We start from the raw sequence: 24,508 nt of genomic DNA on the forward strand, positions 1-24,508 counted from the left end.
TCCCTTCGCTCAGAACCGGACCGTGGCGTCGACGCCGTAGGTGCGAGGATCGTTGAACATGCCGAACGAGCCGAGCGTCGGATTGGGGCCGCCGCGGTAGAACAGATGGTCCTCGTTGAAGAGGTTGCGGCCCCAGACCGCAAGCTCGAAAGTCGCGCCGCGGCCGAGCTCGATGTCGCCGAGCGAGATGCGGCCGTTGAAGATCGTCGAGGGATCGGACAGCACGTCGGTGCCCGAGGCGACGCGATAGCCGTCAGCGAAATTGCCATCGAGGTGGAAGCGCAAGGTCGCGCCGCCGAGCGGCAGTTCGTAGTCGATCGCCGTGCTCAGCGCGTTCTTCGGCGTGAACACGACATAGGACGGAACCAGCGCGGTGCTCGTGTCGAAGGGATTGTCCGCCGGCGGCAGCTTGCTCTTGGTATAGGCATAGGAGCCGGTCAGCGTCAGGCCCTCGACCGGCGCGATCGTGAGGTCGGCTTCGAAGCCGTCGATCGTACCCTTGCCCGCGGCGTTGACCGTTTCGATCGTCGTACGGTTGCTGCCGCCGAGATTGACCGCGTTGAAGTCGATCTGAATGTCCTTGAACGAGGTGTGATACGCGGCGAGGTTCAGGCGCACGCGGCGGTCGAGCAGTTCCGCCTTGATGCCGCCCTCGATCGTCGAGACCGTCTCGGGGTCGAAGGCGCGATAGGCCAGTGAGCGCGAATTGGCGCCACCGGCGCGATAGGCGGTGCCCCAGCGGCCATAGACGTGGACTGCGTCGGTCGGATCGAAGGCCAGAGTCACCATCGGGTCGAAGCGGTCCCACTTGCCCTTGAACGGAATGTTGCCGGTCACGCCGTTGAGCACGGGCACGGTGCCGTTGACCTTGGTCAGCGCGCCTTCCTTCTTGTCGCTGGTATAGCGGCCGCCGACCGTCAGGTGCAGGCGTTCGTCGAGCACCGGGGGCGTCCAGGTCGCTTGGCCGAACACCGCGATCGAGTCGGTCTTGGCCGTGCTGGCGCGGTCGGGAAACACCGTCGCGGCGCCGGCTGCGAGCGTGGGCAGGCGGGTTGCCGCCGTGCCTGTGGCGTTCCACACCATCGTGTTGGGCGACCAGGCGTCGTCGTCACCCTTCTCGTGATAGTAGAAGACGCCGCCGACGAATTCGAGGCTGTCGAACTTGCCGAGGACCTGCAGTTCCTGGCTGAACTGCTCCTGGCGCAGCGAGGCCAGGCTGTAGCGCGCGAACTGCGCGTTCGGCACGAAGCGACCCGAATGGGCGCCGATGGAATTGTCGAACTGGCTCTGGTCGAGCTTGCGATAGGCGCTGATTGAGCGGACCTCGATGTCGTCGGCCGGATGCCAGGACAGGTGCAGCATGTGGCCGTGGATGTTGCCGATGCTTTCCTGCTGCGGCAGCCCGACGTCGACCACGTCGGTGCGGCGCGCCTGGACCTGGACGAGCGGCGCGAAGTTGGCGGCCGGGGCGCTTGGGTGGCGGTCGATCAGCTGGACGTAGATCGGCGTCGTGCGGTCCTGCGAGATGTCGAAGTCGTAGCGCGCCGAGAAGCTGTCGCTCGGCACCCACTTGGCGCCGAGGTGCAGGCCGCGGCGATCGTAGGCGTTGAAGTCGTCCTCGCCCTCGAGCGTGTTCTTGACCGTGCCGTCGCGCTTGGTCAGCACGCCGTCGATCTTGACCGCGATGTTATTCCAGCTCGGCAGGTCGAGATGCGCCTCGACGCGATGCGCGCCGTAGTTGCCCACCCCGGCGGTCGCGCGCAGGCCGAACTTGCCGCTCGGTTCGCGCGTGACGATGCTGACCGCGCCGCCCGTCGAGTTCCGGCCGAACAGCGTACCTTGCGGGCCCTTGAGCACCTCGATGCGCTCGATGTCGAACAGCGCCGCGCCGAGGCCCTGCGAGCGGCCGAGGATAACGCCGTCGAGATAGACGCCGACGCCCTGGTCGCGGCTGGGCTGGTTGGCGTCGGACGGGACGATGCCGCGGATGCCGACGCTCACGGCCGACTGGCGCGAGAAGAACGGCGCGATGCGCAGCGACGGCACGCTGCCGTCGATCAGGTCGAGTAGGCTCTGCACGCGACGGTTCTTGAGGTCGTCGCCGCCCAGGACCGAAATTGCGATCGGCGTTTCCTGGAGGTTGGTCTCGCGCTTCTGCGCGGTGACGACGATGCTTTCGAGACCCACCGTGGCGTTACCGGCCTCGGCCTCTGCCCTGGCGGTCTCGGCAAGGTCGGCGCTGGTGATCGCCGCCGCGGTCGCGGAATCCGAAAGCTCCGCGGCCGAAACTGCGGTCGCGCCGAACATGGCACTAAGCGCGGCACCGGCCAGCAGCCAGGCGCGCGGATCGGATGAAGAGGTCGGTCGCATATTAGGGTTCCCCGCTCTTGAGTTGGCGGGCCACTAGAACGATTGTATTTCCCTTATGTGACGCTTGTCTTCGCCACTGCGATGTCCGAATATGTCGGCACAGAGGGGAGAGCGGGATGCTGGGCGAGTTCTCGAACGCTTTGGATAATGCCGAAAAAACGCCACAAAGGCTTGTTTCAGCGGTTCTTTCTGCGTGGGAAACGCAGGGTACCACCGGTGCTACGGCGCGCAATTTGGCCGCATTGGCCCACATCCCTGTCTCTTCGATCTATCATCACTTCGGAGATATGGAACATTTGTTACAGGCCGCGCAGGACGATGCCCTGCAGGCTGCGAACCGCTGGTGCTACCGGCAGGTCGAACTCGTGCACGGCGCCCGGGCGAAAGGGCCCGCGGCGCTGGGATCGCTGCTGGCCGCGATCATCGACGACTGGTGCGAAACCCAGCGGACGCTGGCATTCGCCTTTCGCCAGTCGCAGCTCATGGCCCTGCGCGACCTGCAGCATCGCCCCACCCGCGCACATTGGAGCGCGGCCTGGCGATCGCTGTGGCAGAGGATCTGCGGGCATCTCGACCTTGCGGACGTGGCGCTGGCCACGGCGTGGTTCTTCGAAGGCGCGATCGCGCTGCATCTGCTGCGCTGGCGCCGGCCGGTGGATCGCGCTGCCCTGGAAGAGCTTTGCCATGGCTGGGCGGACTGGCTGGACGGCCACCTGGCCGGGCCATCGCCGTGGTTCGACGGCGCGCGCGACGCCGCTGCGGCTCTCGCCGCCGCACAGCGCCTGGCCCCGGCCGAGACCAACGCCGCGAGCATCGCCGCCGCTGCGGCGCGCACGATCGAGCGGCACGGTATCGTCGGGCTTACTCACCGCGCCGTCGCTGCCGAAGCGGGCGTCACGCTGGGCGTGGTCTCGCACCGCTACCGCACCAGTGCCGACCTGCTCAACGCCGCGTTCGAAGCCATCTACTGCCGGATGGTGCCCACCGAGGAGACACGCGAACCAAAACCCATGCCGAGGCAGGAAGCGACCGACCTCCTGCAAAACGCCTATGCCCGGCGCGAGAACGCGCTGGGCCTGGAAGAACTGTCCGTGGCAACGGCCCGCGATCCCGCCTTCGCCGGCTTCGCAGCACAGCTCCGCTATCTTCGTGGACGATCATCAGGGCCTTACTTCCAGGCGATCCTCGGCGAAGAGCGGAGCATTTCGGCGATCGATGCCGCGATCTTCTCAGCTTTTCTGAGCGGGCGCGGCAACGCCTGCCTGCACGAAGACTGGCCAGCGACGGCGGCGGACGTTTCACCCTTGCTCGCGCGCTTGAACCGAACGCGCGCTGTGGTGGGATAAATTCAAGTTGCCGCTCACATCAGACCCTAGTGCGACCATTGGCCAGGGTCAGATCGCGAAATAGCCGGTCAGGAAATCCCATTTGCCGAGGTCAGCAGCGCTTGGGCCCGCATAAGGCCAGGGCTCCGCTCCGAACTGGGGAACGTCGCGATCAGATCCGCCAGCAGGCTCCGCGCCTCGTCCTGCCTGCCGTCTTGGAGCAACAGGTCGGCCAGGGCCGTCGCCGCGCGCAGATCCCAGGCCTGCGCGCTCTGCGCGCGCGCCAGGTCGCGCGCCTCGCGGAGCAGCGCCTCGCTTGCGGCGCGATCGCCGTGCGCGCCGTGAAGTATCTCGGCCTTGATCCGCATCAGTTCGGGCATGGCGAAGAGTTCACCGTTCAGCCTGCAGCCGGCCATCGTCGTATCGACCACCGCGCGCGCTTCGTCGAACCGGCCGTCGAGCGTCAGCGCGCGGGCCAGTGCGAGCGAGAAAAGCGTGGTCTGCAGTTCGTAGCGCGCGTCGCGCATCCGCGACAGGCTCTCCTCAAGTGCGTCGATCGCTTCGCCGGTGGCGCCGCGCTCGATCGCCAGTTCGCCATGAAACCCTACGGCCGCGGCGATGTAGGGACCGAGCGCGTTGGCATGGGCACATGCGGCAAAAGCCGCGAGCGCCGTGTCGGCCGAGGCGAAATCCTCATCCCAGAGATGAACCGTCAGCGACCAGATCAGGGCAATGCAGTGTGTGACGGGGTGATCGAGCCGTTCGGCCTCGGCTACGGTTCGTTCGACGACCCGCCGCGCATCGTCCGGATGCCCCGACAGCCACAGGGCACGGGCCAGCGCGATGCCCGATCGATTGCGATGATCGAAGCCATAGTGGATCGTGCGGCTGCGCTGCGACGGTGGGCTGTTCGCGAGGGATAGTTCCAGCTCGCGGCGCGCCCGCGCCTGGTCACCGGCCAGATGCTGCGAGATCCCCGATAGCGAATAGGCGATACCGAATGCCTCGGGCTCGCCGATGTGCTCGGCCACGCGCACGGCCCGTTCGGCATGTTCTACGGCGATGGCGTAGTCGCCGATCCGCTCGTGGAAGATATGGAGCCGACCGAGCATCCGCAGCTCGTTCCAGCGATCCTCGAGCAAGGTCGCGATCTCGAGCGCGCGATCGAGCGCGGCACCCGCCGCATGGCTGTTGCCGCGTGTGAACATCAGCGAGAGGCCGAGCGCGCCCTGCAATTCGAGCTCGGTCGCGGTCCCTCGCCCGGAATCCTCGATCTGGCCGAGCGCCTGCGCGCACCAGCCGCGGCATTCGATCAGGTGCGAGAGGTTGAGAAATACCGGAGCGCTCGCGGCGGCGAAGCGCACGGCCATTGCGCTGTCGCCGTCGTCGCCGAAACTCCAGGCGAGCGCGCCACGGATGTTGCCCAACTGCTGGCGCAGCGGAGCCATGTCTTCGAGCGCGTTCTCGCCCTCTTCGGGGATCGCCTCAAGCTCGCTCAGGTAGTAAGCGGCATGACGCCGGGCGACGGCCGCGACGGCCTCGCTCCCTTGGGACGAGAGCTTTTCCCGCGCATAGGCGCGCGTCATTTCGAGCAGGCGATAGGTGCCGTTGCGCGCGCGATTGGGGGTGACCAAGGACTTGGCGACGAGTGCATCGAGCGCAGCAACGACTACGTCGGAGCCCAGATCCCCATCGCCCACCACGGCGAGCGACGCATCGATCGAAAAGGGACCGACGAAGACCGAAAGCCGGGCGAGGACGAGCCGTTCGACCGGCGAAAGCAGATCGTGGCTCCAGTCGAGCATGGCCTGCAGCGTCTGCTGGCGCGGCTGCGCCGTGCGGAGACCGGACCAGGAGAGGCTGAAGCGTTCGCCCAGTTGATGCGCGGTCGCGGAAATGCCGTGCGTGGCAACGCGCACCGCGGCGAGTTCGATCGGCAGGGCCATGCCGTCGAGCCGCTGGCACATGTCGCCGATCAGCCGCGCGGCCTCGGCATCGAAGACCATTGAACTGTCGGCAGCCGAGGCGCGCTCCCAAAAGAGCTGTACGGCGGAATAGGCGAGCAATTCCTCGCGCGAGAGCCGCGCGGAATCCTCGGGATAGTCGAGCGCGTGGAGCCGGTGGATGTGCTCGTCGCGGATCCGCAGCGGCTCACGCGACGTGGCCAGGACCCGCACACCAGGACACTCGTCGATGATCCGCTCGATGATCCGGGCGGCGGGCTCGATGATGTGCTCGCAGTTGTCGAGCACGAGCAGGAAGGACAGGTCGCGCAGATGGCCGAGGATCACCGCGAGCGGATCCTCGCTGAGCACGCCGATACCCATGGCGCCCGCGATCATCGACGGCACGAGCGCCGGATTCTCGAGCATGCCGAAGTCGACGAACACGACCTGGCCTTCGAAGCGATCGACCAACCGATGGCCGACCTCGATCGCCAGCGAAGTCTTGCCGACGCCACCCGAACCCAGGATGGTGAAGAGCGGCGTTTCGACAATGCGCGCCTCGAGCAGCGCAAGATCGGGTTCACGGCCGATGAGCTTCGAAAGCCGCGGCGGCAGGTTGACCGGCTTTCCGACATGCTCGATCTCGGACGCCGCGGCCGGCTCGGCCACGGGTGGCGATCGCAGCGATTGCACCGGTGCCACGAAGGCATAACCCACACCGACCTGCGTCGCGATGTAGCGCGCGCCGCCTTCGCCATCGCCCAGCGCCCGGCGCAGGCCGACCATATGGAAGCGCAGGCTGCCGTCCTCGACGATGACGTCGGGCCAGACGCGCTGAAGAAGTTCGCGCTTGGACAAGACCTTACCGGGTTGCTCGACCAGGGCCGTCAGCAGGTCGAGCGATCGCCCGCCGATCTCGATGCGCTCGCCCGCGCGCGTCAGCGAGCGTTCGCGCGGGTTGAGGCAGAAAGGACCGAAGGCCACGTTTCCGATCGAGGAAAGAGCAGGCCTGTCCTCCACAATCAGATGCCTTCCAGCTAGCGCCGCGCAGGGCCTTGAGACCGCCGGTATCGCGCCGTGGGCAGCTCAGCCCAAGTATCCATTGGTATGAGCTTTCCTCGCTTGCGGGACACAGGTCAATGGCGGCGGCCAGTGGCACCAGCGCAAGTTCGGACTGTCCTGGGGGCATGACGGCTTCCTGCTCATCGTCGACCATCCGACAATGCCCGCTTTGCCGCCCGCGACCAGTTAGCCGATGTTAGCGCGCGCGACTGGCGCGGCATGCACGATCTCACGACGCATAACGGGCTTTTCCGACCAATGCCGCCTAGCTCGATAGGCAGCGAAGACCCCACCGGAAGGATGCACGACATGACCATCTTCGACGCATCGAACAGCCTCGATTTCCAGCGCCGCGACTTCCTCGGGTTGGCGACGCTCGCCACGGCCGCCGCGCTGGTGCCCGCCGGCTCCGCACTGGCCACGTCCGTCGCCGCGCCGTTCACCGGGCTCAAGCAGGTCGATGCCGGTCCGCTGAACGTCGGTTATGTCGAGATGGGACCCGCGCGTGGCAAGCCGGTGCTGCTGTTCCATGGCTGGCCTTACGACATTCACGCCTTCGCCGAAGTGGCGCCCATATTGGCGGCGAAGGGCTACCGCGTGATCGTGCCGCACCTGCGCGGTCACGGCACCACGCGCTTCCACGATGCCGCCACGCCACGCAACGGCCAGCAGGCGGCGATCGCCGCAGACGGCATCGCGCTGATGGACGCGCTGGGCATCCGCCAGGCGATCGTCGCGGGCTTCGACTGGGGTGCCCGCACGGCCGACATCATGGCCGCGCTCTGGCCCGAACGGTGCAAGGCGCTGGTCTCGGTCAGCGGCTACCTGATCGGCAGCCAGGCGGCCAATGCCAAGCCGCTGCCGCCCAAGGCCGAACTGCAGTGGTGGTATCAGTTCTACTTCGCCACCGAGCGCGGTCGCGCCGGCTATGCCGCCAACACCAGTGCCTTCAACCGCCAGATCTGGGAACTCGCCTCGCCCCAGTGGGCCTTCGACGACGCCACCTTCGCGCGCTCGGCGGCATCTTTCGTGAACCCCGATCATGTCGACATCGTCATTCACAACTATCGCTGGCGGCTGGGCCTGGCCGAGGGCGAGGCACAGTACGACGCGCTCGAAGCCAGACTCGCGACGGGTCCGACCATCGCGATCCCGACGATCACGATGGAAGGCGATGCCAACGGGGCGCCGCATCCCGATCCGGCCAGCTATGCCGGGAAGTTCACAGGCAAGTATGCGCACCGCCTGATCACCGGCGGGATCGGCCACAACCTGCCGCAGGAAGCCCCCGCAGCCTTCGCCCAGGCCGTGATCGACGTGGGCTCGCTGTGATGCCTCGCACGATCAACCGCCTGCGCGCCGCTGCGGCCGGCCTGGGACTGAGCGCGGTGCTAGTCGTGGCCGTGACCGCCTCTGCTGAAGCAGAGGGCACGCCAGAGGCGTCGCTGGCATCACCGATCTACGGGGTAACCCTGCCCCAGGGCTATCGCAGCTGGGAACTGATCGCGCCAGCCCAAGAGGCCGCACCGCTCGACGAACTGCGCGTCACCCTTGGCAATCCGACCGCGATCGAGGCCTACCGCGAGGGCAAGCTGCCCTTCCCCGACGGGACGGTGCTGGTGAAGCTCGCCTGGAAGCATGTGCCCTCACCCGAGTTCGGGCCAGCTTCGATCCCCGGCGCGGCGACGACCGTCCAGGTCATGGTCAAGGACGCGAAGCGCTATGCCGCCACCGGCGGCTGGGGCTTCGGTCGCTTCGTGAACGGCAAGCCCGTCGATCGGGCGCAACACGAGACCTGCTTTGCCTGCCACCAAGGCTTGGTGAAAGGCCACGACTACGTCTTCACCCGCTACGCGCCCTGATCGGGCCGGGCAGCCATCTTCCCAAGGAAAGGAAATAGCGATGTCAAAAGTTTGGCTGGTCACCGGCAGCGGCCGGGGACTGGGGCTCGAAGTCGTGCGCGCGGCGCTCGCTGCGGGCGACAGCGTGGTCGCCACCGCGCGCGATACCAGCACTCTGGCGCGGCTGCTGGCAGAGCACGAGAACGCGTTGCGCCTGTTTGCGCTCGACGTCACCGACGCCGATGCCGCGCAAGAGGCGGCGGACTTCGCGGTCGCCGCGTTCGGCCGGATCGACGTGCTGGTGAACAACGCCGGCTATGCCCATCTCGCGCCATTCGAGCTGATTGCGGAGGGCGACTTCCGCAATCAGGTCGACACGAACTTCTATGGCGTGATCAACCTGGTCCGCGCGGTCCTTCCGGTCATGCGCCGCCAGCGGGCCGGCCACGTGATCAACGTATCGTCGGTCGGCGGGCGCGTGACCACGCCGGGGCTGTCCGCCTATCAAGCCGCCAAGTGGGCCGTCTCGGGCTTCACCGAAATCCTGGCCAAGGAAACCGCCGGTTTCGGCGTGCGAGCGGTTTCGGTCGAGCCTGGCGGCATCCGCACCGACTGGGGAAGCGGCGCAACCGAGGACGACACCCCGATTCCCGCCGACTACGACGGCTCGGTCGGCGTGGCGCACCGCCGGCTCGCCGAACATACCGGCAGCGAGGTTGGCGATCCCGTCAGGATCGCGCAGGTCATTGTCGACCTCTCGCGCCGCGACGACCTGCCGGCCCATCTGATCCTCGGATCCGATGCGCTCGCAGCCTTCGCCGCCAGCGAGGACTTGCGCCGCCGCGAGATGGCAGCCTGGCTTCCGGTCAGCCAGTCCACCGACTTCTGAAACAGCGAATGGCGGCGTGCCTCCGGGGCACGCCGCCATCGCCTTGCCTTGCGGCCCGCTTCAGTTGGCGACCGCGGCCTTCTCGATCAGCGCAGCGACCGCCGCAGGGTTCGAGACCATCACGACGTGAGAGGCCCCCTTGACCACCACGGTCTGCCGCGAACGCGCGCGTTCGGCCATGAAGCCCAGCGCCTGCGGCGGAATGTTCTTGTCCTTGTCGCCATAGACGAACCAAGCCGGCACGTGCTTCCAGGCCGTGGCGGTCGAAGCCTCGTTGAGCGCCACGTCGGTGATTGGCCGCTGGCCCGCGGCCATCAGCTTGGCCTCCGCCTCAGGCACGTCGGCAGCGAACTGATCGTGGAAGCGTGGCTGCTGGATGTAGAGATCGTTGCCGCCCCCCGCGAGCGGTACCGGCGGCGCCAGCGCCGGCCCCAGGGTCGAACCGGGGAACTTGCCGCTGAGGCCCGCAGCGGTCTCGCCGGTTTCGGGCGCAAAAGCCGCGACATAGACCAGCGCCTTGACGTTGGCATGGCCTTCGGCCGCCTCGCTGATCACCGAACCGCCGTAGGAATGGCCGACGAGGACGACCGGCGCCGGGATGCTGGTGAGCACGTCGCCGACCGCGCGGGCATCGCCGTGCACGCTACGCAGCGGATTGGCGGCGGCGACCACCGGATAGCCATCACGCTCAAGAATGCGGATCACGCCGTTCCAGCTCGAGGAATCGGCGAAAGCGCCGTGGACCAGCACGATCGTCGGCTTGGTGGCCGACGTCTGTGCCTGGACAACGGGGGCGATCAATGCGGCGGTCAGCGCGAGAGCGCCGAAAGCGGCCTTCTTCATGGCAATATCCCTTCGGAATCGGAATCAGACGAGAATGACGGCGGCGTCGATGTTGCCGGCGACCGCCTTCGAATAGGGGCAGGTCCGCGAGGCGGCGTCAATCACCGCCTGCGCCTGCGCGGGATCGAGCCCCGGCAGGCTGACCTTGAGCCGCGCGGCCAAGGTGTAGCCGTCGTCGCCGAGACGCAGATCGACCTCGGCGTCGATCGCCAGGTCGGCCGGCAGGCTGACACCCTGCTGCTTGGCGGCGATGCCCATCGCGCCCTCGAAGCAGGCGGACCAGCCCGCGGCGAAGAGTTGCTCGGGGTTGGTGCCCCCACCCGTACCGCCGGGCGCGGCGAGCTTGATGTCGAGCCGCCCGTCGGAACTGCGCGCCGCGCCTTCGCGGCCGCCGGTGACGTGGACATGCGCGGTGTAGAGCGTCTTGGGACTTTGGGTCATCACGGGTCTCCTTGCGGGTAAGATAGGGACGATCAACGCAGCGGACGGAAGGCAGCACGGACTTCTTCGGTGAAGATCGCGGGTTGCTCCCAAGCCGCGAAATGTCCGCCATTGGCTGCTTCATTGAAATAGGCGAGATTGTGGTAGCAACGCTCGGCCCAGGTCCGCGGCGCGCGGTAAATCTCACCGGGGAAAACGGTGACCGCGACCGGCAGCGCCGCGATGTCGATCGCGTTGAAATTATTGCTGTGGTCTTCCCAATATATCCGCGCGGCCGAGGCGCCGGTGCGCGTCAGCCAGTAGAGCGAGATGTCGTCGAGCATCTCGTCTCGCGTCAGCACCCGCTCGGGATCGCCGCCGCTGTAGGTCCAGGTGGCGAACTTGTCGTAGATCCACGCGGCGAGGCCGAGCGGCGAATCCACCAGCGAATAGCCGATCGTCTGCGGCCGCGTGAGCATCATGCCGGCATAGCCCGAGCTGTCGCGGTAGAAGGTCTCGAGCGCGTCGAAAGCAGCGCGCTCCTTCGTCGAAAGCGTCGCTGGCGCGGGTCCGCCAGCTTTGAGGATCGCGGCGATCTCGGCGGGAACGGTGCCGGGCATGTTCAGATGGATACCGATGAGCCCCGGCACTGTCTGCAAGGCCATGCGCTGCGAGATGACCGAGCCGCAATCGCCGCCCTGCGAGACATAGCGATCGTAACCGAGCCGCCGCATCAGCGTGGCCCAAGCGCGGCCGATACGGTCGGAGCCCCAGCCCTTGCCCGCCGGCTTGCCCGAGAAACCGAAGCCCGGAATCGAAGGCACGACGAGATGGAAGGCATCTTCGGCGCGGCCGCCGTGCGCCACGGGATCGGTCAGCGGACCAATGACCTTGAGGAACTCGAGGATCGAACCCGGCCAGCCGTGCGTCATGATCATCGGCATGGCGTTTTCGTGCCGCGAACGGACATGGATGAAATGAATGTCCAGCCCGTCGATCTCGGTCAGGAACATCGGCAGAGCGTTGAGCTTGGCCTCGAGCTTGCGCCAGTCGTAGGCGCCCGCCCAATGCCGCATCAGCGGCTGGAGCCGATCGGTCTGAACGCCCTGGCTGTCGTCGTCGACGGTCTCGCGCTCGGGCCAGCGCACCGCGGCGACACGGCGCTTCATGTCGTCAATCTCGAAGGGGGGAACGGCAACTTTGAAAGGCCGGATCGGCGGCATGGCGACCTGGGCGCGGACCGCGGCGGGGATTATGCCGGCCGCGCCGGCCAAAGCCGCGGCGGCCACGAACTGGCGGCGTGACGTGGTGAGGCTATCGTCCAAAGTCCATCTCCTGAGGCCGCGACGGCGGCGTGCCAGGTAAATAGGCCTGCGGATGAGCCAGGGCTCGTTATGCCATGTGATGGCGTGTGAGCCGCCGGCCACGCGGAACTAACGCAACCACATCATGCCTAACGCGTGTTCCGCCATTCGCTCTCCTATGTCTCCTTTGCGCGGAAACGCTTCACCGGCGCCCGGGAAAGGAAGTTCACATGTTCAACAAACGCCGATCGCTGGGTTTCACCGCGATCGCCCTGTTCGCCGGCGTCGCGACGACCGCGATCTGCCTGGCCAGCCCTGGCGCGCCCGTCGGTCTCGACGGCACCGCCATCGCCGATACGCCGCCAGATCCGATCCCGCTCCTGCTCGCAGGCCGGGCCTGGCTTAACGGGCGGCCGACGCCGGAAACGCTGCGCGGCAAGGTGGTGCTCGTCAATTTCTGGACCTACTCGTGCATCAACTCGCTGCGACCGCTGCCCTACCTGCGCGCCTGGCAGGCGAAGTACCGCGACCGTCTCGTGGTGATCGGCGTCCATACGCCCGAGTTCGGTTTCGAGAAGGACCCGGCCAAGGTGCGCCGGGCCTTGACCGATCTCGGCATCGACTATCCCGTCGTGCTCGACAGCGACTATGCGCTCTGGCGGCAGTTCGGCAATCAGGGCTGGCCGGGGTTTTACGTGATCAACCCGCAGGGCCGGGTGCGCGGCTATCGCGTCGGCGAAGGCGGCTATGCAGCGATCCAGCGGCTGCTCGATGCGCCGCCGGGGGATATCCCGACGGTCGACGGTCAGGGCATCGAGAAAGCGCCCGACTGGGCCGACCTCGCCTCGCCCGAGACCTACGTCGGCTTTGACAAGGCGATCCACTTTCGCTCACCCGGAGGCCTTCGTCAGCGGCGCTCCTTTGCCTACAGCCCCGCGCCCGACCTGCCACTCAACCACTGGGACCTCTCCGGCCGGTGGACCGTAGGCGGCGAATTCGCGACGCCCGACGAGCCGTCGGCGCGGATCCGCATGCGCTTCCACGCCCGCGATCTCCATCTCGTCCTCGGCACTCCGCAGGATGGCCGCACCGCGCGGTTTCGCATGCTGATCGACGGCAAGGCACCGGGCGCAAACCACGGCACCGACGTCGATCCCGACGGTTGGGGAGAGGTGCATCAGGACCGGCTCTACCAGCTCGTGCGCCAGACTGGAGCCATCGCCGACAGGACAGTAACGATCGAGTTCGAACAGCCGGGAGCGCGGGTCTATGTGTTCACCTTCGGTTGATTGCGGACGGGTACTTGACCATTCGTTCCAGAACCCCCACCTAGCCTCCATGGCAAGACCCAAGCAATTCGATCGCGACCAGGCACTCGACGCGGCGATTGCGGTTTTCCGCGAGCACGGTTTCGCGGGATCCTCCGCGGCGATGCTGACCGATGCCATGAGGATCGGGCGACAGAGCCTCTACGATACCTTCGGAGACAAGTGGCGGCTCTATGCGACGGCGGTTCAGCGTTATGCGCGGGCGGAAACGCAAGCGCATCTCGATGCGCTGCGCAGCGGGGAGACGCCGTATGACGGGCTTCGCCTGATGCTCGAACGCGTCGCAAGCGAGGCCCATACCGCCTGCCTCGGCGTGAACTCGATCTGCGAGTTCGGCAAGGCGAATACAGAGCTCACCGAAATCCGTGAAGCGGCCGGCCGGGTGCTCCACGCCGGTTTCGTCGCAGCCTTGCGCGCAGCGCAGGCGGACGGCGACATCGCGGCCGACGTCTCGCCAGAGGAGGCCTCCGCCTTCCTCAACGCCAGCATTGCTGGCATCCGCATCGCCGCCCGTGACGGCGCCGACGAAGCCCAGCTCCGATCGCTCGCCCGCATCACGCTGCGCGCATTCGCCTGATATTTTTTTGCCCCATAATTGAATGATCATTCAAGAAAGGAAGTCATGATGAATACGGATACGAACAAGGTCGCCCTGGTCTTCGGCGGTTCGCGAGGGATAGGCGCCGCCGCGGTCGCGCGCCTCGCGCGGGACGGACATCGCGTCGCCTTCAGCTATCTCGCGCGCGCCGACAAGGCAGCCGAACTGGTCGACGCCGTGGCGGCAGAGGGTGGCGAGGCCTTTGCGATCCAGGCCGACAGCGCAGATCCGCAACAGATCCTCAGCGCGGTCGGCGAAACGGTTGCGCGGTTCGGCAGGATCGACGTCCTGGTCGTCAATGCCGGCATCTTCCAGCTGGGTGCAGTCGACGCCGTTCCGCTCGAACAATTGGACCGGATGATCGACGTCAATGTGCGCGGCGTCTTCCTCGCCATCCAGGCCACCGTTCCCCATCTGAACGACGGCGGCCGGATCATAACGGTCGGCAGCAACGTCGCGATCCGCACCGGCATGCCGGGTTCGAGCGTCTACCAGTTCACCAAGGCATCGCTCGGTGCCATGGTCAAAGGCATCGCGCTCGACCTCGCGCCGCGCGCGATCACCGTCAACAACGTGCAGCCCGGTCCCACGGACACGGACATCAATGCGGGGAGCCTCGAGGTGCTGGCGACCATGGTTCCGCTGGGACGCGTCGCCACGCCGCAAGAGATCGCGGGACTTATCGCGTACCTTGCCCGCGACGAATCCGGCTTCATGACCGGCGCCAGCCTCACCATCGACGGAGGTTTCACGCTCTGACCGCTCAGCGCCGAGGATCAAAGCCCCAGGGCATCCATCCTCGGCGCTTCGTAGGCGCCGTCCTCCCCCGGATACCGCAGCCGGCCCTCATATCGACCGTCGGCCTTGGCCAGAGCCCAGACGAGGCTTTGCCCCGCAGGAAGCCCTTCGGGCTCGCGTGCGAGCAGCGGCGACGCGAGCGCCTTGTCCGCATCGACGAGGCGCCAGCCGCGCTCTTCGAACATCGCCAGCATGTCATCCAGGAACAGCCCCGTCGTGAGCCTGTGGTGGAGCAGGATCGTGTGATCGATCGAATGACCGAACAGCGACTGCGCGAGACCGTCGTAGAACGTCGCCCGCTCCCAAACATGGCCGAGATAGAAGCGCCGATAGGGCTCCATCGACTGCCGCGGATCGGCCAGCAGTCGGGCTTTCAGGCGGTTGTCGACGTACCAGTCCGACGTATCGATGGTCACCGGCGCGTTGCGATAGCCATGCCGCTTCAGCAGCGCGCGCATGGTGTCGCGTCCCGCGGCGATCTTGCCTTCGGCAAGGTAGGGAAAGCGGAACAGCCGGCGGAAGCCCGCGTAGCCGGAGAGCAATGGCTCGCACTTCAGGACGTCGGCCATGAAGCCAGCGGGATCCTCACCACCGAAATAGCGGTGGGAGAAGCTATGGTTGCCGAGGATATGTCCACCATCCGACCAGCGCGCCAGAACAGCAGGGTCGAGACTATCACCGACATACTTCCCGGCCACGAAGCCGGCCGCCTTCACCCGGTGTCGCGCCAGGGCCGCGCGGATCGCGGCATCGCGCTCTTCGCCGCTCATCAGCGGCGTGTCGGTCAGATCGAAATCGTCGATGGTGACGGCGATCCCGGGAGACCGCGCTGTGCGCCCCTGGGCGCCGGATGCCCATCCGGCAGCGAGACCCGACATCGCGAGACCAGCGAGCACGGACCGACGGTCAGGAGCATGCCGCATCATACGCCCCTGTCGCGTCAGCCGGGATCGCGCACGATGCAGCGGAAGCCGACGTGGCCGGTCGTCGTGTCAACCGGCTGGGCGTAGCGCGCCGCGGGGCGATAGCGCTGACAGTAGTTCTCGGCGCAGAGGTGCGAACCACCCTTGAGCACCTTGCGCGGCATCTTCGCGAGGTCCTGCTTGACGATCGAGCCACCGCGCGTGCCCCCGCGCGGATTGGCGGGGACGCAGCATGAGCCCTTGGCCTTCCGCTCGAGCTTCGGCTGACCATACCAGTCGGCGGTCCATTCCCAGACATTGGCGATCATGTCGTAGAGACCGTAGCCGTTGGCCGGATAGGTTCGCACCGGCGAAGTGCGCAGCCAGCCGTCGGTCAACTGGTTGGCAAAGGGGAACAGCCCCTGCCAGTAGTTCGCGAGCATCACGCCTTCGGGCGCCAGTTCGCTGCCCCAGGCATAGTCGGCGCCGTCGACTCCGCCGCGCGCGGCGAATTCCCATTCGGCCTCGGTCGGCAGGACCTTGCCCGCCCAGGCGGCATAGGCCTCGGCGTCGGCGTGGGCGACATGGACTACCGGATGATCCTCAAGTCCCGCGATCGAACTGCCCGGTCCGGTCGGCGCGCGCCAGCTCGCACCGAAGCGGAAGTGCCACCAGCTCGGCACGCCCGTGTCGACAGGGCGGTCGGTCATCTCGAAAACGGCCGAGCCCGGCTGCGCGAGCGCAGGATCCATGCCCGGATAGTCCTTGGGATCGGGCGCGGTCTCGGCCAGCGTCACGTGCCCCGTCGCCGCGACGAATGCCGCGAACTGGCCATTGGTGACGGGCGTCTCGTCGATCCAGAACGGATCGACGCGCACGCGCCGCACCGGCGCCTCCTCGGGATAGAAACGGTCCGAGCCCATGGCGAATGCGCCGCCGGGCAGGTGGATCATGCCTTGGGCCATCGGCTTAGCGGTCCTTTCCGAGCCAGCCGCGCGGATTGCCCGCCACGGCCTTGCGCATCGTGTCGAGCGCGCCTTGCAGTTCCCGCCGCTCCGCCGGATGCCTGGTCGTCACATCGTGGGATTCGTTGTCGGCCGCCAGATTGTAGAGCCCGCCCTGCCCCCCGGTCGCGCGCTGGCGGGCGATCAGATCGTCGTCGCTCACCGGATCGCGCAGCTTGAAGCCGGCATCGCGCACCGCCTCGATCCGGCCCGCCCAGGACGCCGTGTAATAGAGATGGTCATGTGGCGACTTCGCGCCGGTCAGGATCGGCGCAATGTCCTTGCCGTCGATCACCCGGTCCTTTGGGAGCGGAATGCCGAGCGCCGAGAGGATCGAGGGCAGCAGGTCGATGTTCATCGTCATCTCGTCGCTGACCGAACCCGGTTTCGTCAAGCCGGGCCAGACCACGAAGGCCGGTACCCGCATGCCGCCCTCGAAAGTATCGCCCTTGCGGCCGCGCAGATCGCCGACGCTGGCGAGGAAGTCGCCGCCGTTGTCGCTCGTGACGATGACGATGGTATCGTCGTCGAGCCGGCGCTCGCGCAGCGCCGTCAAGATTCGCCCGACATTGTCGTCGAGATCCTCGACCACGTCGCCGTAGAGCCCGCCTTCGGATAGACCCATGTGGCGCGGATTGGCGAAGTGCGGCCGGTGCGGCGCGGTGAACGAGGCGAAGGCAAAGAACGGCTTGCCGGCGCTTCGATCGATGAAGGCGATCGTTTCGTCAGCGGTCTTTTCGGTGATCGTCGCCTGGTCGAAGCGGGCGGCCGGCGTCTCGATCTTCGTGCCACGCCACAGGTCGGTCGGCTCGGTATCGTTCGGATAGAGCAGGCCGAAGAACTCGGTGAAACCCATGTCGGTCGGGAGATGGCCGGGCGTGTCGCCGAGGTGCCACTTGCCGAACAAACCGGTGCGATAACCCGCGCGCTGGAGCACCTCCGGCAGCAGAATCTCGTCCGCGGGCAGTGCGTTCGTGAGGCCGCGGCTGCGCCGATAGGCCGCCTCGTTCGAACCCGTCGGCATCAGGACATGCGTCGCGAGCCCCGAACGCAGCGGATAGCGCCCTGTCAGCAGTCCCGCGCGCGACGGTGAGCAGACCGGCGAGCTCGCATAGGACGCCGTAAGCTTCATCCCGCGCGCCGCCAGGCCATCGATGTTGGGGGTCTTGATGAGCCGGTTGCCGAACGAAGACAGGTCGCCGTAGCCCAGGTCATCGAACAGGATGAGGACGATGTTCGGCACCTTGCCCTTGGGCTTGCGCAGGCCGGCGAGATAGGCCGCCTTCTGCGCCAGATGCTCGGGCTGCGGCTCGGCGACAAGCGCGGCCGAACGGCGGATCAGGTCGTTCTTGCGCAAGGTCACCACGAGCTGCGCAGTGGCTTCCGCGGGTACATCCACCGTCGAGAAATCGCTCGCAAGGCCCGTCGCCGTGATCGAGACCCTGATTGGCCCGCCGGGCACGGCGGCGATGCGGAAGCGGCCATCCTTGCCGGTGACGTTGCCGCGCTGCAGATCCTCGACCATGACTTTCGCGCCGGACACCGGCTTGCCGTCGGGACCCGTGACCGCGCCGACGATCTCGCCGGCGCCGGCCTGGCCCGCCACCCCGGCCAGCGCCAAGGCGGCACCGGCCAGGAGCATTCGCCGTAGCCCCGTCATGACTCAGTCCCCCAGTTCGTCGTCGAACTGGCGCATCGAGCGGATCGCCTTGGAGGGCTCGGCCAGCGGCGGATCGCTGTACTTGCGCGCCTCGCTCCACCACAGGTTCTGCAGTTCACGCAACTTCTTGGGATAGCGCGCCGCCACGTCATGGGCTTCGGCGAAGTCGGTTGCGGTATCGAACAGGAACCACTTGTCCTGGGCGAAGTCGGTGTCGAAACGATGGATCGCGACGGCCTTCCAGCGCCCCGAAGTGATCGCCCGGTTGCCGCGCAGTTCGAAGAACTGGACCTTGCGGGCGCCCGCGGTCTTCGACGTGAAGCTCGCCGAGATCGACCGGCCCGCGACCGGAATCTGGCGGACGCCGTCGACCTGGTCACGGAACGCTGTGCCCGCGGCGTCGAGCAGGGTCGGCCCGACGTCGATCACGTCGACCATCTGGCCGCGCAGTTCACCCTGCGCCTTGATGCGATCGGGCCAGGACACGATCAGCGGCGTCCGCGAGCCACCGGCGAACGGCCAGAGTTTGTAGCGGTGGAACGGCGCCGAGCTCGCCGCGGCCCAGGGCCGCTGGTAGAGCGCCTGCGTCTCCGGGCCACCGAGCTTGTCGAGCTCGCGCGCCATGTCGGCGACGCTCGTCCCGTCCTGGCGCGCATAGGCGCGGTAACTGTAGGGATATTTGAAACCGCCGGTCTCGTTGCCTTCGGGGGCGCCGCCGTTGTCGGACAGCAGCACGATCAGCGTGTCGTCGTATTGGCCGGTCTGCTTGAGATGCGCGACGATCCGGCCGATCTGCTCGTCGGCGTGGGTAATGAAGCCGGCATAGGTCGCCATGAATCGCGCGAAGACGGTCTTCTCCTGGGCGCTCAGATCAGCCCAGGCCTTGTCGCCCTCCGCGCGAGCCGGAAGTTCGGTATTCGCCGGGATGACGCCCTGCGCCTTCAGCCGTTCGAAGCGCTCGGTCCGGATCGCGTCCCAGCCCTTCGCATAGGCACCTTCGTAGGCATCGATGTAGGCGGGCGCGACCTGGATAGGTGCGTGGGCCGTGGTCGGCGCGAAATAGACGAACTTGGGCTTGCCCTCGGGCGCGGTGTCGCGCGCGCCGAAGGCCGCGATGGCGTGATCGGCCAGGTCCGTGGTCAGGTGATAGCCGGACGTCTTCGGGCTGGTGATCGGCTCGTTGTCCTTGACGAGATCCGGCTTGTACTGATCGGTCCAGCCGCTGAGATAGCCGTAGAAACTGTCGAACCCGCGCTGCAGCGGCCAGGAGGCCTTGGTATTGCCGGGCTTGGCGTCATAGCCGGGCGCGAGGTGCCATTTGCCGATCGCGAAGGTCTGGTACCCCACGGCCTTGAGGGCCTGCGGGACCATCTCGGCATTGCGCGGCAGTTCGCCGCGCGAGGCGGCGCTCTGCGTCGGATCGGGCGCCTGACCCGCGGCGAGGTCCTCCATGTTGACTGTCTGGTTGTTGCGCCCGGTCAGCAGCGAAGCGCGCGTCGGCGAGCAGATCGCCTTGGTATCGAAGTGGTTGTAGCGCAGCCCCTTGGCGGCGAGCGCGTCGATGTTGGGTGTGCGGATTTCCGAGCCGAAAGCGCCGAGATCGGAAAAACCGACGTCGTCGAGGACGATCAGCAGGATGTTCGGCCGCGCGGCCCGAGCAGGCTGAGCCACGCTGGCCGGTTTGGCGAGCGCGGCCGGGGCAAGACCGAGGCCGGCGGTCGCGATCGCCGCGGCGCTGAGGAGGAGGCGGATGCTTCTGGTCATGGGAACGAGCCTTCGTGGTCGATCGGAGGGGGAAACAGAGGTTGAGGCGTGACGAGATCAGCCGGTTCGGCGCGGCCGGCTGCGGCCCTCGCGTTGCAAGACATCCAACGTCGCGGAGAGGCGCGCGACGATCTCAGGACGCCGGTCGTAGAGGTTGTCCTCCTCGCGCGGATCGGCAGCGAGGTCGTAGAGCTGCCCTTGCGGACCGCCGGCAGCCGGTGCGACCGTCTTGGGGGCGGTGAAGCCGCCCGAGCCGAGCCCGACGATCAGCTTCCAGTTGCCCTCGCGAATCGTGAACAGGCCGTCGAGCGAGTGGTCGACGATGTTCGGACGAACCGGCGGACCTGACCGCTGTTCGAGCGCGGGCGTCAGGTCGAAGCTGTCCTCCGCGGCATCGTCGGGCAGCGCCAGTCCGAGTGCCCCGGCCAGTGTCGCCATGACGTCGGCCAGCGATCCGGTCTCGTTCGAGACCGATCCCGGCGCGACTCTTCCCGGCCAGCGTATGACGAAGGGAATGCGGTGCCCCGCTTCCCAGGCATCGGCCTTCTCACCACGCCAGGCCTGGTTCGCCCGGTGGGCGAAGCGCGCCGCATCCTCTGGCTTCCAGTCGGCGCCGTTGTCACTGGTGACGATCACGATGGTCTCTTCGGCGATGCCGCGCGCATCGATCTCGTCGAGCAGGCGGCCGATCATCGCGTCGGTCTCGACGACGTAGTCGCCATAGTCGCCGGCCTGCGACTTGCCGCGATACTCGGGCAGCGGCACCCAAGGCGTATGCGGCGAAGGGAGCGGGAAATAGAGGAAGAACGGATTGCCGGCCTTCGCCGCCTGCCGGACGACGCCGATGGCCTTGTCGGTCAGGGTCGGCACGACCTCCTCCATGCGGAAGCCGGGCGCGATCGCACCGGCGCGCCAGAACACGCCGCGCGGCGTGGCGCTGCCATCGGTATGCGCGGTCGGCGCCTCGACCACGCGATCGTTCTCGAAATAGAGATAGGGCGGAAAGTCGAGCGATGACGGGATGCCGAAATAGTAGTCGAACCCGTGATCGCGCGGGCCGGGCCGCAGCGGCTTGGTATAGTCGGCCGTCTCGCCGCTGCCGAGCCCGAGGTGCCACTTGCCGACCCCGGCGGTGTGATAGCCCGCGCGCTTGAGCAGACCCGGCAGGGTCAGCCGGCCAGGCTCGATCAGATTGGTGCCCGTCCCGTCGAGCACGCCCTTCTTCAACCGCGACCGCCAGCAATAGCGCCCGGTCAGCAGGCTGTACCGGCTCGGCGTGCAGACCGCCGAGGACGAATGCATGTCGGTGAAGCGCATGCCCTCGCGCGCAAGCCGGTCGATGTTCGGCGTCGGGATCGCCGACCAGGGATTGTAGGCCCCCGCATCGCCGATCCCCATGTCGTCGAGCAGGACCACGACGACGTTCGGCCGGCGCTGCCGCGCCGGGGCGGCGACAGCGCCCGCCCCGGCCCAGAGCGCCGCCGCGGCGACGCCCGAGCGCAGGAAGGCGCGGCGATCGAGCCCCGGCACGCTGCTCACCACGCGAACCGCACGCCGCCGAACAGCCGCTTGCCCGCGTCGAGGTAGGACTGCGGCAGGTTGCTGCCGACGAACCGCACGCGCTCATCGGTGTCGAGGATGTTGACGGCTTCGAGCACGACAGAGATCTGGTCGGTGACCTTGACGTTGATGCTGCCGTCGAGCGTGCCGTAGGACAGCGTATATTGGCTCATCGCCGGCGCCACGGCCGCCGTCGACAGGAAGCCGCTGCGCCACGAATAGGACAGGCGCACGCCGATCGGGCCCTTCTCGTAGAACCCCGTGAGGTTGAAATTGTGCTTCGATGCTGCGGTCAGTTGCTGCGGATCGCTGTTGTCGATGAAGGTGTAGTTGAGCACCGCACCCAGACCGTCGAAGGGCTTGGGCAGGAAGGTGAAAGCCTGCTGGTAATAGGCCTCGAAGCCCTTCACCTTGACGCCCTTGCCGTTGACCAGCTTGCTCACCGTGAAGTCCACCGTCGCGGCCTGCTGCGTGCCGTTCGAGTAGAGATAGGTGATCGGCAGGCTCTGCACGGTCGTCTCGCGCCGGATCAGCGAGCGCAGGTCCTTGTAGAACAGCGAAGTGCCGAGCACGCCATCCTTGCTGAAATACCACTCGGCGGTCAGGTCGAGGTTGTTCGAACGGAAGGGATCGAGCAGCGGATTGTTCTGCGTGACCGTACGCGCCGGCCCGTTCACCGTCGTGGTCGGCGAGACGTCGGCGAGATTCGGACGCGAAACCGTGCGCGAGGCCGAGAGGCGGAACAGCAGTTCCTCGGTCGGCTGCCACTTGAGGTTGAAGCTCGGCAGGAAGTCCCAGTAGGAGCGCTTCACCGCCAGCGGAGCCGAGGCCGGCACGCGCGTGATGTTGCCCGCGTCGGGCTGGATCGTGATGCCTGCAAGATCGGGACTGACGCCGATCGTCGATTGCTGCGTGCGCACGGCGCGCAGACCGAGATTGCCACTGAGCGTGCCGAAGGCGAAGTCGGCGCGGCCATAGCCGGCCAGCGTCTTCTCCTGGACATTGGTGATGCCCGTCGCGTCGTTGGTCAGGCTGCCCGGCGATGCAGCGATCAGTTGGGCGTCGGTGAAGCGCGAGACGAAGGCCAGCGTGTTGGAGGCCAGCCAAGATCCCGCGAAGACGGCATCGCCGCTGTAGGAACCGAGGTAGGCCCCCTTGCCGGGGCTGACCACGCGCATGAAGGGCGCGGCGCTGAACGAACCCGCGATCGGACCGGCCGGCAATCCGCCATAGAGCGCCGAGACGCCGGCGGCGGTGACGGTGAGCCGCGAATTGTCCTGATAGACCTTGCGATCGAGATAGCGCACGCCGAAGCGCAGCGCGGTCAGGCCCTCGTCGCCGAACTCGCGCGCGACGTCGCCCTTGATCTGCCACACGCGGTCCGAAGCCTTCTGGTTCAACGGTCCGTTGAGGCTGGCCACGCGATAGGTGTTCGGATTGAAACGCGCCTGATCGAAGCCGTTGTTGAAGATCATGCTCCAGAGCGAGTCGCCCGGGTTGGATACGAATTCGGCGTCGCCCGTGGTGATGTCGGCGATATTGAGCTGGTCGAGCTCCTGCTTGGACGAAGCGTAGCTGCCCTCGAGCGAAGCCGTCCAACCGTCCGCCTCGTACTTGGCGTTACCCGTCAGCGAGTAGAGCCGGGACTGGCGGTCCTCGGTCCGGCTGCCACCGCGCATGTCGACGTCGGCGACACGAAGCCGCGTCGTCGTCGGCAGGCCGTCGAGCACCTGTGTCGTCGCGCTGATCACGCGGTTGGCATTGGCGAATATCTGCAGGAACTCGTTGGTGTTCGCCTTGACGTTGAGCTCGCTGTAGAAGCCGTCGAGCGAGAGCGTGAGCGCGTCGCTCGCCTTGAACTGCAGCGAGGCGATCCCGGAGATGCGCTCGTTGTCCTCTTCGAACATGTGATAGTTCACCTGGTTCGGGAAGCGCACGCGCAGGTTCGGCTCGATCACGCCGTTGCCGTTGAGATCGTCGGGACCACTGCCGGCGGGAATGCCGCTCGCCTCGGTCGAGGTCGTATACCCGAGACTCGCGGCGTGGGTCGCAGGCTTGCGGCGGGTGTAGGACACGCCGACCGAGATCCCGAACCGATCGTCGGCGAAGGTGTCGGAGAAGAAAGCCGAGGCGCGCGGGGCGATCTTGCCCGAATTGGTCTCGTACTCGCCCTGGACCGAGGCCGAGAGCACGCGCTTGCCGATCTCGAACGGCCGAGGCGTGTGGATGTCTACCGTACCGGCCAGCCCGCCCTCTTCCAGATCCGCCGTCGTCGACTTGTAGACCGACAGCGTCCGCACGAATTCGGGCGGCAGCACCATGAAGTCGAAGACGCGGCTGCCGGCGGAATCGCCGTTGGCGTTGGGCAGCACGTGGCCATTGAACGTGGTCAGGGTGAAGTTTGCCGGAAGCCCGCGGATGTTGACCGTGCGGCCCTCGCCGCGCGTGCGGTTGATCTGGACGCCGCTGATGCGCTGCACCGATTCCGCGATGTTGACGTCGGGGAACTTGCCGACGTCCTCGGCGCTGATCGCATCGACGACGCTGGCCGCGGCGCGCTTGACGTCGAGCGAGCGATCGAGGCTCGCGCGGATGCCCTGAACGATGATCTCGCCGCCGGCTTCGTCGGCACCGATCTCCGCTGCGACATCTCCGGCCGCGACGTCGTCGGCCATCGCCGAGGTCGGCAGAAGGAGCGCAGCGGCAAGCACCGCACCGGAGGCACCGGCACGCCAGTCATTTCGCAGAAACATGAGAAAACAAACCCTTCCTGAACGCTTTTAAGCAGATCAGTCGGGTGGTCCCGTCCTGACGGACGCGAATGTCTATCGATATAGTAGATTTATAGGACAATTGAGTTTTTCTAAACCCGGCGAAAGCGAAGCTTGCTCCGC

At 66.9% G+C, this 24,508-nt stretch carries 18 protein-coding genes; 7 read left to right on the plus strand and 11 right to left on the minus strand.

Annotation, left to right across the window (positions count from 1 at the left end; translation table 11 throughout):
- Positions 1-9: 9 nt before the first annotated feature.
- A complete protein-coding gene (locus WG901_RS07065) occupies positions 10-2,370 on the minus strand; it encodes a TonB-dependent receptor (protein ID WP_339586300.1) in 2,361 nt (786 codons plus the stop codon).
- Positions 2,371-2,486: 116 nt separating this feature from the next.
- On the opposite strand from WG901_RS07065, the gene WG901_RS07070 reads away from it, so the two are divergent.
- Positions 2,487-3,716 (plus strand): TetR/AcrR family transcriptional regulator, encoded by a 1,230-nt coding sequence (locus WG901_RS07070; RefSeq protein ID WP_339586301.1) that lies wholly within the window; start codon positions 2,487-2,489, stop codon positions 3,714-3,716.
- Between the two features lie 68 nt (positions 3,717-3,784).
- On the opposite strand, the gene WG901_RS07075 is transcribed toward WG901_RS07070, so the two are convergent.
- Positions 3,785-6,625: an ATP-binding protein gene (locus WG901_RS07075; protein WP_339586302.1), complete on the minus strand. Its 2,841-nt coding sequence runs from the start codon at positions 6,623-6,625 to the stop codon at positions 3,785-3,787.
- Between the two features lie 387 nt (positions 6,626-7,012).
- Here WG901_RS07075 and WG901_RS07080 point away from each other — a divergent pair, with 387 nt between their 5' ends.
- From WG901_RS07080 to WG901_RS07090, 3 genes are read left to right on the plus strand one after another with little or no spacing between them, the layout of a single operon-like run.
- On the plus strand, positions 7,013-8,035 hold the full coding sequence (locus tag WG901_RS07080) for an alpha/beta fold hydrolase (protein WP_339586303.1): 1,023 nt from the start codon (positions 7,013-7,015) through the stop codon (positions 8,033-8,035).
- The gene (locus WG901_RS07085) at positions 8,035-8,565 is read left to right on the plus strand and encodes a cytochrome P460 family protein (RefSeq protein WP_339586304.1); all 531 of its coding nucleotides are present in this window, start codon (positions 8,035-8,037) and stop codon (positions 8,563-8,565) included. Before WG901_RS07080 ends, WG901_RS07085 begins: the two co-directional genes overlap by 1 nt.
- Positions 8,566-8,605: 40 nt before the next feature.
- Positions 8,606-9,433 carry an SDR family NAD(P)-dependent oxidoreductase gene (locus WG901_RS07090; protein WP_339586305.1) on the plus strand — a complete coding sequence of 276 codons (828 nt, stop codon included), beginning with the start codon at positions 8,606-8,608 and terminating at the stop codon, positions 9,431-9,433.
- 60 nt (positions 9,434-9,493) lie between these two features.
- Here WG901_RS07090 and WG901_RS07095 read toward each other — a convergent pair whose 3' ends face one another.
- Genes WG901_RS07095 through WG901_RS07105 form a run of 3 tightly spaced genes read right to left on the minus strand, consistent with a single transcriptional unit; the run spans position 9,494 to position 12,021 of the window.
- The gene (locus tag WG901_RS07095; protein WP_339586306.1) at positions 9,494-10,276 is read right to left on the minus strand and encodes an alpha/beta fold hydrolase; all 783 of its coding nucleotides are present in this window, start codon (positions 10,274-10,276) and stop codon (positions 9,494-9,496) included.
- A gap of 24 nt (positions 10,277-10,300) precedes the next feature.
- Positions 10,301-10,717, minus strand: a complete 417-nt coding sequence (locus tag WG901_RS07100; protein WP_339586307.1) for an organic hydroperoxide resistance protein — start codon at positions 10,715-10,717, stop codon at positions 10,301-10,303.
- A gap of 32 nt (positions 10,718-10,749) precedes the next feature.
- On the minus strand, positions 10,750-12,021 hold the full coding sequence (locus tag WG901_RS07105) for an epoxide hydrolase family protein (RefSeq protein ID WP_339586308.1): 1,272 nt from the start codon (positions 12,019-12,021) through the stop codon (positions 10,750-10,752).
- Between the two features lie 209 nt (positions 12,022-12,230).
- On the opposite strand from WG901_RS07105, the gene WG901_RS07110 reads away from it, so the two are divergent.
- From WG901_RS07110 to WG901_RS07120, 3 genes are read left to right on the plus strand one after another with little or no spacing between them, the layout of a single operon-like run.
- Positions 12,231-13,289 (plus strand): redoxin domain-containing protein, encoded by a 1,059-nt coding sequence (locus WG901_RS07110; protein WP_339586309.1) that lies wholly within the window; start codon positions 12,231-12,233, stop codon positions 13,287-13,289.
- Positions 13,290-13,338: 49 nt separating this feature from the next.
- Complete coding sequence (locus tag WG901_RS07115) at positions 13,339-13,905, plus strand: TetR/AcrR family transcriptional regulator (RefSeq protein ID WP_339586310.1); 567 nt, start codon at positions 13,339-13,341, stop codon at positions 13,903-13,905.
- A gap of 48 nt (positions 13,906-13,953) precedes the next feature.
- Complete coding sequence (locus tag WG901_RS07120; protein ID WP_339586311.1) at positions 13,954-14,685, plus strand: SDR family NAD(P)-dependent oxidoreductase; 732 nt, start codon at positions 13,954-13,956, stop codon at positions 14,683-14,685.
- A 17-nt stretch (positions 14,686-14,702) separates the two neighbouring features.
- Here WG901_RS07120 and WG901_RS07125 read toward each other — a convergent pair whose 3' ends face one another.
- The 6 genes from WG901_RS07125 to WG901_RS07150 all read right to left on the minus strand — a co-directional run bounded on the left by WG901_RS07125 (position 14,703) and on the right by WG901_RS07150 (position 24,367).
- Positions 14,703-15,602, minus strand: coding sequence for a polysaccharide deacetylase family protein (locus tag WG901_RS07125; RefSeq protein ID WP_339586312.1), 900 nt, complete (start codon positions 15,600-15,602; stop codon positions 14,703-14,705).
- Between the two features lie 62 nt (positions 15,603-15,664).
- Positions 15,665-16,579, minus strand: coding sequence for a formylglycine-generating enzyme family protein (locus tag WG901_RS07130; RefSeq protein ID WP_339586657.1), 915 nt, complete (start codon positions 16,577-16,579; stop codon positions 15,665-15,667).
- A gap of 16 nt (positions 16,580-16,595) precedes the next feature.
- Positions 16,596-18,272 (minus strand): sulfatase-like hydrolase/transferase, encoded by a 1,677-nt coding sequence (locus WG901_RS07135; RefSeq protein WP_339586313.1) that lies wholly within the window; start codon positions 18,270-18,272, stop codon positions 16,596-16,598.
- 21 nt (positions 18,273-18,293) lie between these two features.
- Positions 18,294-20,054, minus strand: coding sequence for an arylsulfatase (locus tag WG901_RS07140; RefSeq protein ID WP_339586314.1), 1,761 nt, complete (start codon positions 20,052-20,054; stop codon positions 18,294-18,296).
- A gap of 57 nt (positions 20,055-20,111) precedes the next feature.
- Complete coding sequence (locus tag WG901_RS07145; RefSeq protein WP_339586315.1) at positions 20,112-21,593, minus strand: sulfatase family protein; 1,482 nt, start codon at positions 21,591-21,593, stop codon at positions 20,112-20,114.
- Positions 21,590-24,367: a TonB-dependent receptor gene (locus WG901_RS07150; protein WP_339586316.1), complete on the minus strand. Its 2,778-nt coding sequence runs from the start codon at positions 24,365-24,367 to the stop codon at positions 21,590-21,592. The genes WG901_RS07145 and WG901_RS07150 overlap by 4 nt, the downstream gene beginning before the upstream one ends.
- Positions 24,368-24,508: the final 141 nt, after the last annotated feature.

The sequence above is a fragment of the Novosphingobium anseongense genome (genome assembly GCF_037482895.1).
GTDB lineage: Bacteria > Pseudomonadota > Alphaproteobacteria > Sphingomonadales > Sphingomonadaceae > Novosphingobium > Novosphingobium anseongense.